The following is a 13,853-nucleotide window of genomic DNA, read 5'->3' as shown; positions in this document are numbered from 1 at the left end:
GGAACGCGGGAGAGAGCAGTGGGCACGGAGGACTCGCGGATGACGGCCGCCGACGCGCTCACGGAAGAGGCCGGAAAGCCCGATGCGCCCCCGGCCCGGTCCGCCTCCGTCCTGCGCAGCGGGGCCGTGATGGCGGCGGGCTCCGTCGTCTCCCGCGCCACCGGGTTCGTCCGCTCGGCGGTCGTCGTCGCCGCGCTCGGCACCGGGCTGACCGCCGACGGTTTCACGGTCGCCAACACCGTCCCCAACATCCTCTACATCCTGCTCATCGGCGGCGCCCTCAACGCGGTCTTCGTCCCCGAGCTGGTCCGGGCCGCCAAGGAGCACGCCGACGGGGGCGCCGCGTACACCGACCGGCTGCTCACCCTGTGCGCCGTCGGCCTTCTCGCACTCACCGGGCTCGCCGTGGCCGCTGCCCCGCTGATCGTCGGTGTCTACACCGACTACGACGGCCGCCAGGCCGAGCTGACCGTCGCGCTGGCCCGCTACTGCCTGCCGCAGATCCTCTTCCACGGCCTGTTCACCCTGCTCGGCCAGGTTCTCAACGCCCGGGGCCGGTTCGGCGCGATGATGTGGACCCCGGTCCTCAACAACATCGTGATCATCGGGGTGTTCGGGCTCTACATCACCGTCGCCGCGAACTCCGCGGGCACCCTCTCGGACACCGACGCCCAGCTCCTCGGCTGGGGCACCACCGCCGGGACAGCCGTGCAGACCCTCGCCCTGATCCCCGCGCTGCGCGCCGCCCGGTTCCGCTGGCGGCCCCGCTTCGACTGGCGCGGCAGCGGACTGACCCGGCCGATGCGCTCGGCCGGCTGGCTCGTGCTGCTGGTCCTCACCAACCAGCTCGCCTACTGGGTCGTCACCCGGCTCTCCACCACCGCCGGCCAGGAGGCGTTCGAGCAGCATGTGGCGGGCGGGGCGGGCTACACCGCGTACAGCTACGCCTACCAGCTCTGGGTCGTCCCGCAGGGCATCATCACCGTCTCGCTCGTCACCGCGCTGATGCCCCGGATGAGCCGGGCGGCGGCCGACGGGGACCTCGCCGGGGTGCGGCGCGATGTCGCGTACGCCCTGCGGACCAGCGCCGCCGTCGTGGTGCCCGCCGCCACCGCGCTGCTGGTGCTCGCGCCATGGGTGATGGGTTCCGTCTTCGGGTACGGGCGCACCACCGACGCCGACATCACGGTGATGGCCGGAATCATGGTGGCCTTCGCGCCGGGGCTGATCGCCTTCTCCGGGCAGTACGTCCTCTCCCGAGGCTTCTACGCGATGAGCGACACGCGCACCCCGTTCCTGCTCAACCTGGTGGTCGCCGCAGTCAACGCGGGCCTCTCGGCCGCCGCCTACTGGCTGCTGCCCGCCCGCTGGGCCGTGACCGGGATGGCCGGGGCGAGCACGGTGGCCTTCACCGTCGGCTTCGCCGTCACCGGGTACGTCCTGGCCCGGCGGGTCTCGGCCACCGGCACCGGGTCCCTGCTCCGCTCGCCCACCCTCGTCACGCACCTCCGGCTGATCGCCGCCTGCCTGCCCGCCGGTGCGCTCGCCTACGGGGCGGCCCGCGCGGCCGAGGGCGCGGGCGACGTTGCGGCCGCCGGAGCGGGGACCCTCGCGCTGCTGCTCGCCGTCGTGCTGCTGGCCGGGCCGTTCGGGATCGGCGAGATCACCGCGATGGTTGACGGCGGCCGGGCCCGGCTGCGGCGCTGAGCCCGGGCCCGTACGCCTGGTGCTCCTGGGTGCGGTTCAGAGCTCCAGGTCGACGTCGAGGCCGGCGTTCTGGCCCCGCAGCCAGAAGTCGAGGGCGAGCACCAGCTCGGTCCCCGTGCGGTAGCCGGGCCGCGGGTCGTCGGCGGTGGCGGCGGCGAGCGCGCCCTCGTCCAGCAGTTCGCGTACCGGCGAGTCCGGGCCCTCGGTGGCGCGCTTGAGGGAGGCCCGCAGCCCGTCGAGGTAGCGCCGGTCCCGGCTGGTCGGGTACGGGGCCTTCACCCGGTCGGCGATCTCCGGAGGCAGCAGGTCCCGGGTGGCGGCACGCAGGAGGCTCTTCTCCCGGCCGTCGAACGACTTCATCGCCCAAGGGGTGTTGAAGACGTACTCCACCAGCCGGTGGTCGCAGAACGGCACCCGCACCTCCAGGCCGACGGCCATGCTGGCCCGGTCCTTGCGGTCCAGCATCCAGGGCAGGAACCGGGTCAGGTGGAGATAGCCGATCTCACGCATCCGCCGGTCGGCGGCGGACTCGCCGGCCAGCCGCGGAACTTCGGCGAGCGCCTCGTGGTAGCGCTGGGCCCGGTAGCCCTGGAGGTCGATCTTGGCCAGCAGGGCGGGGTCCATCAGGGATTCGCCGGGGCCGCTGCCGGGCCCGGAGATGCCGGTGCCGAACGGCGGCGCGAGCCACGGGAAGGTGTCCGCGGTGAGGGTGTCGGGATGGTTGAACCAGCGGTAGCCGCCGAAGACCTCGTCGGCCGCCTCGCCGGAGAGTGCGACGGTGCAGTGCCGGCGGACCTCCTGGAAGAGCAGGTAGAGCGAGGTGTCGCCGTCACCGAGGTCGAACGGCAGGTCGCGGGCGCGCATGATGGCCTCGCGGGCGTCCTGGGCGAGCAGTTGCCCGGGGGAGAGCGTGACGACCTGGTGGTCGGAGCCGGCGTGCCGGGCGAGCAGCTCGGCGAACGGCGCGTCGGGGGTACCGCGCCAGTCGTCGGCCCGGAAGTCGTCGCCGTGCCGGTCGAAGTCGAGGGCGAAGGACCGGATCGGCGGGGCCCCGAGGGCGGTCCGGTGGCGGGCGGCGAGGGCGGTGATGATGCTGGAGTCCAGTCCGCCGGAGAGCAGCGTGCCCACCGGGACGTCGGCCACCAGCTGCCGGGCGACGATGTCCTCCAGCAGCTCACGGACGCGGCCGATCGTGGTGTCCAGGTCGTCGGTGTGCTCGTGGGACTCCACCGCCCAGTAGCGGCGCAGGGTGCTGCCGCCGCGCCCGACCCGGAGGGTGTGGCCGGGGCGCAGCTCGTGCATGCCCTTGTAGACCGCGTGGCCGGGGGTCTTGGTGAAGCCGAGAAGTTCGGCGAAGCCTTCGGTGTCGATCGCGGGCCGCGCCGAGGGATGGGCCAGGATCGCCTTGGGCTCGGAGCCGAACAGCACGCCGCCGGGGAGCGGCCAGTAGTAGAGGGGCTTGATCCCCAACCGGTCCCGGACCAGCAGCAGTTCCTCGGTGCGGGCGTCCCACAGCGCGAAGGCGTACATGCCGTTGAGGTGTTCGGTGAAGTCCTCGCCCCACTCCAGGTAGGCGTGCAGGACGACCTCGGTGTCGCTGTCGGTACGGAAGCCGTGCCCGCGGATCAGCAACTGCTTGCGCAGTTCCCGGTAGTTGAAGACCTCGCCGGTGTAGCTGATGGCGACGACCGGCTCACCGTCGTGCTCGAAGACCATCGGCTGGCTGCCGCCTGCCGGGTCGATGACGGAGAGCCGGCGGTGGCCGAGGGCCACCGAGCGGCCGAGCCAGAGGCCGTGGGCGTCCGGCCCCCGGCAGGCCATGGTCGCGGTCATGGCGTCGGCCACCGGGGCCGTGACGGGGGCTGCCGGGTCGAAGGAGACCCATCCTGCTGTTCCACACATGGTGATGTGGCCTCTCTCGACGTGGTGGTACGGAGGTCAGACCCGTGCGGCGGACCGCTTGGCCGGCGGCGGGCTGAAACGCTTGAACGTCCAGGTCGTCCACATCACGACGAGGACGAGCAGGAAGCTCGCGGCAGTCGCCCAGGCCATCGCGAGGGACCAGTCGGCCGTGGTCGGCCGGTCACCGGCCACCGTGAAGAACAGCGCCCCGATCGCCGCCACACCGGCGGCGCTGGCGAACTGCTGGGTGGTGGTGAGAATCCCGGAGGCGGTCCCGGCGTCCTGCGGGGGAACGTTGATGAGCGCCGCGCCGAACAGTGCGGGCAGCACCACACCGTTGCCCGCGCCGACCAGGCAGAGGCAGAACACCACCCACGGCAGGCCGACAGCGGAGTCCGAGACTGCCAACGGCACGGCCAGCAGGGCCAGTCCGAGCGCGGTCACCCCGCCGGAGACCACCAGGGCGTTCATCCCCCAGCGTGCCGTGAGCCGGCCGCCGATCATCGAGGTGGCGGTGAACAGCACACCCATCGGCGAGAACATCAGTCCGGCCTCGAACGGGTCCAGCTTCAGCCCGGACTGCAGGAGCAGCGTCAGGGTGAACATGAAACTGCCGAAGTAGAGCATGAACGCCGCGCCCGCGATCACGCCGCCGCGGAAGGAGTCGCTGCGGAACAGCGACAGGACGAGCACCGGATTGCCACCGCGGGCCGCCAGCGCCCGCTCCCAGCGCAGCGTCGCCACCATCACCGGTACGGCCAGGGCCATGCTGACCCAGGTCCAGGCCGGCCAGCCGGAGACATGGCCCATGGTCAGCGGCACCAGCAGCAGGGCGAGCGCGAACGAGACGCCGACCGCGCCGACCGGGTCGAGGCCGGCCCGGATCCGGCTGACGTGCGCGGGGAGCACCCGCAGCGCGGCGAACGCGATGACCAGGCAGAACGGCACATTGATCAGGAAGATGGTGCGCCAGCCGAGCCCGGCGAAGTCCGCCGCGATCAGCGCACCGCCGAGCACCTGGCCGGCGATCGACCCCAGGCCGGCGGCGGCGCCGTACCAGGCCATCGCCTTCCCCTTCTTCTCGTTGGGGAAGTACGCGGTGATGACGGCCAGGACCGGCGGCACCATGACCGCCCCGGCAAGTCCCTGGGCCAGGCGGGCGGCGATCAATTGCCCGGGGTTGACGGCCAGTCCGCACAGCAGCGAGGTGAACCCGAAGGCGAGCGTGCCGATGATGAACAGAAGGCGGTGGCCGTAGCGGTCACCCAGTCGGCCCGCGGTGATCATCCCGGCCGCGTACGCGAACGCGTAGCCCCCGACGATGAGTTCGAGCGCGGCCGGGTCGGCTTTGATGCTGCTCTCCAGCGAGGGAGCGGCCACGTTCACCACGAAGAAGTCGAACTGGGCGAAGAACATCGCCGACAGCAGGACGAGCAGCACCGGCCCGGTGCGCAGCAGGAGGGGAGGAGCCGCCGGCTCGGGCTCGTGCGGGTCGTGAAGCGTGGTCATGGCACTCCTCGGGGCCTGTGCGGCCCGGCGGCTGTGACGGACGGGGGAGGGGGAACCGGTTGCCCGGAGGCTGGCGGGGGCGGTGTCTCGTACGGGCGCGGGACGGGGTCTCTTACGGGGATGGAGCGAGGCGGTACGGGGGCGGAGCAGGGTCTCGTACGGGCGTGGTGCGAGGTTGGGCGCGGGCGGCCGTGACGGCGGGTCAGCCGCGCTTCCGCCTCCCGTGGATCGCACACGTGATCCGTGCGGTGCAGACCCGGCGGCCCGCCTCGTCGGTGATGACGACCTCGTAACTGGCCGTCGTCCCACCCAGGTGCAGGGCCGTCGCCACGCCGGTCACGGTGCCCGAGCGCACCGGCAGGTGGTGGGTGGCGTTGATGTCCACCCCGACGGCGATCCGGCCCTCGCCGGCGTGCAGCGCCGCGCCCAGCGAGCCCAGCGACTCGGCGAGGACGGCGGAGGCGCCGCCGTGCAGCATCCGCTGCAACTGGGTGTTGCCGGTGACCGGCATGGTCGCCACCACCCGCCGGGGGGCGGCCTCCAGGAAGGTCATGCCCATCCGGCCGGCCAGGGTGTCGGCCCCGGCCTCGTTCACCCAGGCGGCGGCGGCCTCCGGGCCCGCCTCGGGTGTGGGCGGCGCGGCGAAGGTGGTCATGCCGAGACCGCCGTAGGGCCGTGATCCACTGCCACCGTTACGGCAACTGCCTTCGGGTCGGCCGGTCGGTACGTCTCCAAGGCGGCGTACTTCTCGCGCAGTTGGCGCTTCAGGACCTTGCCGGTCGGGCCGATCGGGATCGCTTCGGGAGTGGGCGCTATCTCCAGCAGGGCCAGTCGCGGCTGGCCGGCCCGCTCCAGGGCTTCGTTGGCCCGCCGTAACAGGTCCTCTGCCGTTGTCTCCTGACGTAGCGTCACAATGGCTGCCGCTACGGTCCGGCCGCTATCCTTGGCGGCGACCACCGAGCAGTCCGCCAGCTCCTCGACGGCGAGTAGCAGCTCCTCCTCCATCAACGCCGAGTAGCCGTCGCCCGCCTCGGTCCGGATCCGGTCGACCGCCCGGTCCACGTGGAAGAACTCGCCGTCGGCCGAGCGGCGCACCAGGTCGCCGGAGAGCCAGTAGCCGGCGAGCATCGTGCGGTACGTGGTGTCGGAGTCGTTCCAGTAGCCGTGCGCGAGCGCCTCGCTGCGGACCCCGAGCAGACCCACCTCGTCCGCCGCCGCCTCGGTGCCGTCCTCGCGCAGGACCGCGACCTCGGCGATCGGCACCCGGGTGCCGAGATGCCGGGCCCTGGCCGGGGAGTCGGGGGTGAGCACGCGGCGCAGCGCCGCCCAGCCCAGCTCGGAGGAGCCCAGGCCGTCGTCGACGACCGAGCCCGGCGTACGGGTGCCGTCGGGCTCGGTGGTGTGCCCCAGGCGCATCAGCCGGCGCATGTGCGCGTCGTGGCCGCAGTCGCCCAGGTTCACCCACACGGCGACGGAGTCGAAGTCCGCCGGCTCGGGGTCATGTGTCGCCAGGTGCGAAAGCGCCTCGTTGAAGGCCAGCACGACGTTCGGCCGGTGGGTGGCGCAGCCGCGTGCGATGCCGGGGCCGGTCGGGTCGGACCAGCCGACCGTGGGCGCCCCGGCCAGCAGCGAGTAGAAGGTGAACGCGATGGCGCTGGAGTGCGACTGCGGGGCTCCGGCGAGTACGAGTGAGCCTTCCCGCTCCGGGTGGTTGATCAGCCGGTAGCGGGCGCCGGCGACGCTCTGCCGGTGCGCCCAGACGACCGGCTTGGGATTGCCGGTGGTGCCGGAGGAGTGGCAGATCACGACCGGGTCGTCGTCCCCGTGCCGGTACAGCTGGGAGGGCTTCGGGGCGCGGGCGCCGAGGGTGCCCACCTCCTCGTCCAGGGCGGTCCAGCGCAGCTCGGGAAGCCCGCGCTCACGTCCGGCGAGCAGGGCGAGTCGCTCCCCGTCCGTGAACAGGCCCACCGAGCCGGTGCGCCCGACCAGGCCGAGGGCGAGTTCGGGCCGCATCCGGCCGTTGATCAGCACGCCGATCGCACCGATGCGGGCCAGCGCGGTCAGATGCACCTGGTATGCGAAGGTGTCCGCCAGGTAGACCGACACCCGGTCGCGCGGCCCCACCCCCCGGTCCAGGTACCAGGCCGACCAGGCGTCCGCCAGGGCGTCCAGGTCGCGCAGGCTGAACTCCGAGCGAGGGGTGCCGTCCAGGCCTGCCAGCGGCCGGTCGGCGAGCAGCACCGGCAGGTCGGCGGCGGGGTTCGTCTCCACGGCGATCCGCCAGGCGTTGCCACCGCCGAGACCGGGGAGCTCCGCCAGCCGGAGACGTGCTTCGGGGGACAGCAGCGTTGTGGACGTGAGCGGCATCGATTCCCCTGGCCTCGGTCGGACGAGCTCTCTGGACTGACGGCGAAGTCCGCCGTGCGACGCGTGTCGGCCCACGCACCGGCACCTCCGGAGCGCCGGTCCGTCACGGCAGCGCGTGCAGAAGTTACAAGGGGTCTCTCCGCCATTGCCATCGCCCGCCGAAAGTGCGTCAGGTCGACTTCGGTGTAAAGGCGTTGTGCCAGAAATGCTGTGTAATGCCTTGTTCCTTAGCCCCGTTGTGGTCGACTGATCGGCCGAAAGGTATCTGTGCACGGCTGAAACGGACTTGACGAACTCAGTGCCGTGGCGCTGACGGGCCGAGGCCCGCCCGGCTACGTTCCTGCCGAATTCCTCCGGAGCCGACCGGAAGCCGTGGTTGCCGGCCGTCGTGCAGCCCGACAAGGAGCGCGTCGCGTGTCGCCTGAACGGATATCCGATGCCGTGGAGCGGCTGCGCCACATCGTGGCATCCGTCCTCGAACTGGACCTCGCGGAGGTGCCTGCCGAGGCCTCCTTCCACCGCGATCTGAAGATGGACTCGCTGGAGAAGGTCGAGTTCGCGGCCCGGGTCGAGTGGGCCTTCGGTGTCGCGCTGAGCGACGAGGAGGCGAGCGGTATCGACAGCGCCCTCGCCGCCGCCGTCCTGCTGGACGCCCGGTTCCCGCTCCCGGCGGGTGCGGGTATCGCGGGCTCGGCCCCGGCGGCTGCCCGGTCCGCTGGGGGCCCGCCTGCCGGGCTTCGGTCGGCACCGTCCTCGCCCGCCCCCTCTCGGCACCCCGCGCCCCGGTCCGCCGCACCTGATGTCTCCGCGCCACCCGGCCGCCCGGCCACGGCCCCCGCCTCCGCCGGCATCGGCCTGTCCACCGGCGTCGACCTGCCCGCGGCCATCGACCTGGTGGACAGGCTGACCGGCCGCCACCTCGCCTCCGGCCACGGAGACCGAACCGCCTACCTCGATCCCGACCTCGGCCCCGTCTCCTACCGGGCCCTGCACGAAGCCGCCCGAGGCTACGCCGGTGCGCTGCTCGCCCAGGGCATCACCCCCGGCGCCCGCGCCCTCGTCGTCGCCGAGGACTCCGCGGCCACCGTCGCCGCAGTCCTCGGCCTCTGGTGGCACGGCTGTGTACCCGTCCCGGTCAGCCCGATGCTCGACGAGGCCGGCCTCGACCTCGTCGCCGCCGACTGCGCGGCCGAGGTCATCCACCTCGACACCGCGCCGGCCGACCCGCCCGCCGGAACGGTGCTGCTCACGGGTGACGCCGTACGCACCGGCATCCGCACCGGTCACCCCAACGCGGCGAACCGCCCCGACCTCGCCCGGCCCTCCACCGGACACCTCCCCGGCCGGACCGCGCTGATCCAGTACACCTCCGGCAGCACCGGCCGCCCCAAGGGCGTCCGGCACGCCACCTCCGCGATCACCGCCATGCTGGACGGCTTCGGCTCCCTGCTCGCCCTGCGCGCCGACGACACCGTGCTCTCCACCGCCCGGATGTCCTTCGGCTACGGATTCGGCAGCTCCGTCCTGTGCGCCCTCGACGCCGGGGCCGCCACCGCACTGATCCGCGGTGCCGTCGACCCGCACACCGTCCGGGCCGCGCTCCGCCGCCACCGCCCCACCGTGCTCTGCTCCGTCCCCCGCCTCTACGCGGCCCTCCTCGACTCGCTCCACCCCGGGGACGACGCGGTCGCCGCGCTGCGCCTGTGCCTGACCGCCGGTGAGAACTGTCCGGCCGACCTCAACCACCGTATCCAGGAAGTCTTCGGCGCCCCGGTGATGAACTGCCTCGGCGCCACCGAGGTCATGCACGTCGTCGTCGCGACCCCACCGGACCGCCCGATGCCCGGACGGGCCGGTCTGGCCGTCCCCGGCGCCACCGCCACCGTCCGCGACGAGCACGGCCGGCCGGTGCCCGACGGCACCGAAGGGCGCCTGCACATCGCCGGACCCACCGTCGCGCTCGGCTACCTCGACCGCCCCGACGACGACCGGACCACCTTCGCCGACGGCGGTGCCTACACCGGCGATCTGGTCCGCCGTGAGGCCGACGGCACCCTGACCCACCTGTGCCGGGCCGACGACATCCTCAACCTCGGCGGCTACAAGGTGCCACCCGCCGAGATCGAGACGGTGATCCGTACCGTCGCCGGCATCCGCGACTGCGCCGTCGTCGGCGGCCCCGACGCCGACGGCCTGGAATGTGCCGTTGCCTTCGTCGCCCCGGAGACCGGAGCCGACCAGGAAACCATTCGCCGCGCCCTCCGGGCAGCGGTCCGCGCCGACCTCGCCCCCTACAAACGCCCGGCCCGGGTCGAGTTCGTCAGCGCACTGCCGGCCACGGCCACCGGCAAGGTGGCCGCCTACAGATTGCGTGAGCAGGCATCATGACGTGGGACATCACAGGGATGGGAGCGGTCGCCTGCAACGGCACCACCCCGTCGGAGATCTTCGACGCGCTCTGCGCGGGCCGCGACGGCCGAGGACCGCTCCAGGTCTTCGACCACGACAAGTACCGTGCCCGGAACGCCTACGAGATCACCGACCGGGCCCGCCCGGGCGTCGACGAACCCGGCCGCGCCACCCGCTGGCTCATCACCGCGATCGACCAGGCCCTCGCCGACGCGGGCCACCCGCGCGATCTCGCCGATGTGCCGGTCCTGGTCGGCACCACCCTCCAGGAGCAGCGCAGCGCCGAACTCTGGTGGCGCCACGGCACCGCCCTCGATCCCGCCGACCTGCACTTCGGCACCGCGCTGCGGGAGGAGTACGGAGCCGCCCGCACCTACACCTTCGCCAACGCCTGCGCGGCCAGTCTGTACGCGCTCGCCATGGCCACCGACCTGATCGAACTCGGCGAGGCCGACACCGTCGTGGTGGCGGGCACCGACGCCATCGGCGAGAGCGCCTTCGGCACCCTGGACCGGGTCCAGAACGACGTGCCCGACGCGCTGCGCCCCTTCGACCGCTCCCACCGCGGCATGCTGATGGGCGAGGGCGCCGTCGCCGTGGTGCTCACCCGCGCCGCCGCCCCCGGCCGCCCGGTCCATGCCCGGCTGCGCTCCGTAGGCGTCAACTGCGACGCCCAGCACTCCACCGCCCCCGACCCGGAGGGCATCACCCGCGTCCTGCGCGACGCCTACCGGCTGGCCGGGGCCGCACCCGAGGAGATCGACCTCGTCATGCTGCACGGCAGCGGCACCCCGAAGAACGACTCCACCGAGGCCGCCGTGCTCGCCCGGATCTTTCCTCCCGGGAGCGGGCCGCTGATGACCGCCGTCAAGTCGATGACCGGCCACACCCTCGGAGGCTCCGGCCTGCTCAGCCTGACGATGGCCGTGCTCGCCCTCCAGCGGGGCCAGGTGCCGCCCGTACTCGGCCTCACCGACCCGATCGAGGAGGCGGAAGGCCTGCGACTGGTACGTGAACACGCTGCCATTTCCGCGCAATTGACGCTGGCTCAGGTCGACGCGTTCGGTTTCGGCGGGATCAACGCCGCCGCGATCCTGGAGGCGGCCCGATGAGCACGGCGCACCCCGCCACCGCGTCGCCGCCCCGCGTGGCCGTCCTCACCGGCGTAGGCCTCGCCGTCCCCGGCCTGACCCTGCCCGACGAACTCCTCGGCACCGTCCGCGACGGCGGTTTCGACCCCGTCACCGGTCTCGTCGGGCGCGACCTGCGGCACAAGGACCGCGCCTCCCGGCTCGCGCTGCGTGCCGCCGCCCCCGCGCTGAAGGACGCCGGCCTGTTCATCGACGGCAGCTACCACGGCGTCGGTGACACCACCGCCGTGGTGGTCAGCACCAACGTCGGCATCCTGGAGAACGTCTGCTCCTTTGCCGACACCATCGCCCGCGACACAGTCCTCGGCCTCAGCCCGCTCGGGCTGCCGCAGACCTCCAGCAACGTCATCGCCGGCTCGGTCGCCATGGCCCACGGCCTGCGCGGCCCCAACGTCACCCTGTGCAACGGCCCCACCAGCGGCCTCGACGCCCTCTACTGGGCCCGCGCCCTGATCGTCACCGGACGGGCCGACACCGCCGTCGTGATCGGCGTGGAGCCGGCCGGCGACATCGTCACCAAGCTGCTAGGCACTCCCGCCCTGGACGGCGCCGTGGCCCTGGTCCTGGAGTCGGCCGCCCGCGCCGCCGAACGCGGCGCCACGGTCCGCGCCACCGTGGCCGGCTGCGCCCGCGCGGCGGATCTGGCCGGTGCCGTCGCCCGTGCCGGAGGCCTGACGCCCGACCTGTGGCTGACCGAGGCGGCGGACGACCCGGCCGGGCCGCGCGCGAACGCCATCCTGGACCCCGCCGCCGGGCTCGGCGCCGCCTCCGGTGCCCTCGGCCTGCTCCAGGCCGCCGCCGCCATCGCCCACCTCGACGAACACGGCGGCCACACCGTCCTGGCCACCTGCGGCGGGCCCGAGGACGACGGCGTGGCCGCGGTGTTCCTCACCGGCCCGCACCACACCCCGTGAAAACCCGACCCTTCGAACAAGAGGAGTACCCCATGGCCGCCCACACCGACCAGGCCTTCGACGCCGAGGAGCTGCGCGCAGTCGTCGCCCAGGCGCTGGAACTGCCCGTCGAGGAGGTCACCGACGACGCCCGCTTCAAGGAGGACCTGGAGGTGGACTCACTGATCTCGCTGGAGATCGCCGTCCGGGTCGAGGAGCGGTACGGCGTGAAGATCGACGAGTCGCGGCTGGCCGAGATCGGCAGCTTCCGGCTCGTGCGGGAGCTGATCGAGGCCGAGCTGAACGGCGCGTCCGCCGCATGAGCGGCACCGAAGCCGCCGAGTCGTCCACCCGCCCGGTCGCCCTGGTCACCGGCGGCTCCCGGGGCATCGGACGTGCCGTCGTCGCCCGCCTGGCCGAGGACGGGTACGACATCGCGTTCTGCTACCGCTCCGACGCGGAGGCCGCCGAGGAAGCGGCCCTGACTGCGGAGAAGGCCGGGGCCCGGGTCCTCCACCGGCGGGTGGACGTCGCCGACGCCGCGCAGGTGAAGGAGTTCGTCACCGAGGCCGAGGCGGAGCTCGGCCCGCTGGCGGCCGTCGTCACCTCGGCCGGCATCACCCGGGACCGGCCGCTCGCCCTGATGGCCGAGGAGGAGTGGCGCTCGGTCATCGACACCAACCTCGACGGCACCTACAACGTCTGCCGGGCCGCCGTGTACCCGCTGATGCGCCGCCGCCGGGGAGCCGTCGTCACGCTCTCCTCCATCGCCGGCGTGCACGGCAGCGCGGGCCAGACCAACTACGCGGCCTCCAAGGCCGGGATCATCGGCTTCACCCGCTCCCTGGCCCGGGAGTGCGGCCGTTACGGCATCCGTGCCAATGTCGTCGCGCCCGGCCTGATCTCCACCGACATGACGGCCGACCTGCCCGCCGAGGTCGCCGAACGCCACCTCAAGAGCATCCCGCTCGGCCGGGCCGGCACCCCGCAGGAGGTCGCCGACCTGGTCTCCTTCCTGGTCTCGGACCGCGCCGCCTACATCACCGGCCAGGTCGTCGAGATCAACGGCGGCCTGCCGAGCTGATGAGCGCGAGGCCTCGGCGCCGGGTTCGGGCGCGCTCAGCTGCCCGCCCGGTGGGAGGCCGGGGGTGTCGCCGGTGCGGGCGTCTGCGCCGCGCGGGTCACATCGCCGACCACCTCCACCACATCGGGACCGTACGCCTGGGAGTTGACCACCTTGAGCAGCAGCGCGAACGACCTGTTGCCGTGCTTGCGGAGCAGCTTCTCGTAGTGGCGCGACACATAACGGGTCGCCGCCTGGTTGGTGATGGCCCGCTGCCCGCAGAACAGGAAGACCGGGCGCGCGTCCTGACCACCGGTCAGCCGGGCGAGCAGAACGTACTCGGAGGTCCCCGGCTCCAGCCGGTAGCGCTCCGAGCCGATCTGGAAGGCGACCCGGTCCGGGCCCGGGTCCGGCTCGGTGTTGATCCGAACGCCGGGGAGCAGGGTCCGCAGATGGGCCGCCATCCGCTGGTTGGACGTCGGACCGCCGACGCAGAACTCCGTACGCTCCCCGAAGCCCTGCTGCGCCACATCGTGCGTCACGATCTGGGCGTGCGCCGCACAGTCCTTGATCAGCGCGGAGAGTTCCAGCAGTGCGAAGACGTCGTAGCGGTGCACGGACCCCTCGGCGCCCGCGTACCGGTTGACGACCAGCAGGCACTCGGAGTGGGCCGGCAGGCCGAAGAACGCCTGCTTGCGGTGGAGCCTGCGCCGCAGGAGGTAGGTACGGGCCAGCCAGCCCAGTGATCCGCTGACCCCGGCGGCTATCACGCCCAGCACGATGTTGCGCACGTCGTCCGTCATGGGCGGGCATGTTATCGGTCATTCGGGTAACCGTTCGAGGCGGTCCTGA

General features: G+C 72.9%; 11 protein-coding genes. 6 read left to right on the top strand and 5 right to left on the bottom strand.

Annotated features, from left to right (window positions below; all coding sequences use genetic code 11):
• Positions 1-39: 39 nt before the first annotated feature.
• Entirely contained in the window at positions 40-1,707 is a 1,668-nt protein-coding gene (murJ, locus tag ACK8N7_RS37690) for a murein biosynthesis integral membrane protein MurJ (RefSeq protein ID WP_403217710.1), read from the top strand.
• Positions 1,708-1,743: 36 nt separating this feature from the next.
• Here the strand turns inward: murJ and asnB are convergent, their stop codons facing one another.
• The 4 genes from asnB to ACK8N7_RS37670 all read right to left on the bottom strand — a co-directional run bounded on the left by asnB (position 1,744) and on the right by ACK8N7_RS37670 (position 7,485).
• Positions 1,744-3,609, bottom strand: coding sequence for an asparagine synthase (glutamine-hydrolyzing) (gene asnB, locus ACK8N7_RS37685; protein WP_403217709.1), 1,866 nt, complete (start codon positions 3,607-3,609; stop codon positions 1,744-1,746).
• 36 nt (positions 3,610-3,645) lie between these two features.
• Complete coding sequence (locus tag ACK8N7_RS37680; protein WP_403217708.1) at positions 3,646-5,118, bottom strand: MFS transporter; 1,473 nt, start codon at positions 5,116-5,118, stop codon at positions 3,646-3,648.
• Between the two features lie 202 nt (positions 5,119-5,320).
• On the bottom strand, positions 5,321-5,773 hold the full coding sequence (locus tag ACK8N7_RS37675; protein WP_403217707.1) for a hotdog fold thioesterase: 453 nt from the start codon (positions 5,771-5,773) through the stop codon (positions 5,321-5,323).
• Positions 5,770-7,485 carry a class I adenylate-forming enzyme family protein gene (locus ACK8N7_RS37670; RefSeq protein ID WP_500446092.1) on the bottom strand — a complete coding sequence of 572 codons (1,716 nt, stop codon included), beginning with the start codon at positions 7,483-7,485 and terminating at the stop codon, positions 5,770-5,772. The genes ACK8N7_RS37675 and ACK8N7_RS37670 overlap by 4 nt, the downstream gene beginning before the upstream one ends.
• A 414-nt stretch (positions 7,486-7,899) precedes the next feature.
• Between ACK8N7_RS37670 and ACK8N7_RS37665 the strand changes: the two genes are divergently transcribed.
• The 5 genes from ACK8N7_RS37665 to fabG are packed head-to-tail and all read left to right on the top strand — an operon-like array spanning position 7,900 to position 13,022.
• A complete protein-coding gene (locus ACK8N7_RS37665) occupies positions 7,900-9,873 on the top strand; it encodes an AMP-binding protein (RefSeq protein WP_500446090.1) in 1,974 nt (657 codons plus the stop codon).
• A complete protein-coding gene (locus ACK8N7_RS37660) occupies positions 9,870-11,006 on the top strand; it encodes a beta-ketoacyl synthase N-terminal-like domain-containing protein (protein WP_403217704.1) in 1,137 nt (378 codons plus the stop codon). Before ACK8N7_RS37665 ends, ACK8N7_RS37660 begins: the two co-directional genes overlap by 4 nt.
• Complete coding sequence (locus tag ACK8N7_RS37655; protein ID WP_500446088.1) at positions 11,003-11,959, top strand: beta-ketoacyl synthase N-terminal-like domain-containing protein; 957 nt, start codon at positions 11,003-11,005, stop codon at positions 11,957-11,959. Before ACK8N7_RS37660 ends, ACK8N7_RS37655 begins: the two co-directional genes overlap by 4 nt.
• A gap of 32 nt (positions 11,960-11,991) precedes the next feature.
• A complete protein-coding gene (locus tag ACK8N7_RS37650; RefSeq protein ID WP_500446086.1) occupies positions 11,992-12,261 on the top strand; it encodes an acyl carrier protein in 270 nt (89 codons plus the stop codon).
• Positions 12,258-13,022: a 3-oxoacyl-[acyl-carrier-protein] reductase gene (gene fabG / locus ACK8N7_RS37645; RefSeq protein ID WP_403217701.1), complete on the top strand. Its 765-nt coding sequence runs from the start codon at positions 12,258-12,260 to the stop codon at positions 13,020-13,022. Before ACK8N7_RS37650 ends, fabG begins: the two co-directional genes overlap by 4 nt.
• 35 nt (positions 13,023-13,057) lie before the next feature.
• Here fabG and ACK8N7_RS37640 read toward each other — a convergent pair whose 3' ends face one another.
• Positions 13,058-13,804, bottom strand: a complete 747-nt coding sequence (locus ACK8N7_RS37640) for a hypothetical protein (protein ID WP_403217700.1) — start codon at positions 13,802-13,804, stop codon at positions 13,058-13,060.
• Positions 13,805-13,853: the final 49 nt, after the last annotated feature.

The sequence above is a fragment of the Streptomyces griseobrunneus genome (genome assembly GCF_046713465.1).
GTDB lineage: Bacteria > Actinomycetota > Actinomycetes > Streptomycetales > Streptomycetaceae > Streptomyces > Streptomyces microflavus.
The sequence above is the reverse complement of the archived record's forward strand: the minus strand, read 5'-3'. Positions and strand labels throughout refer to the sequence as shown.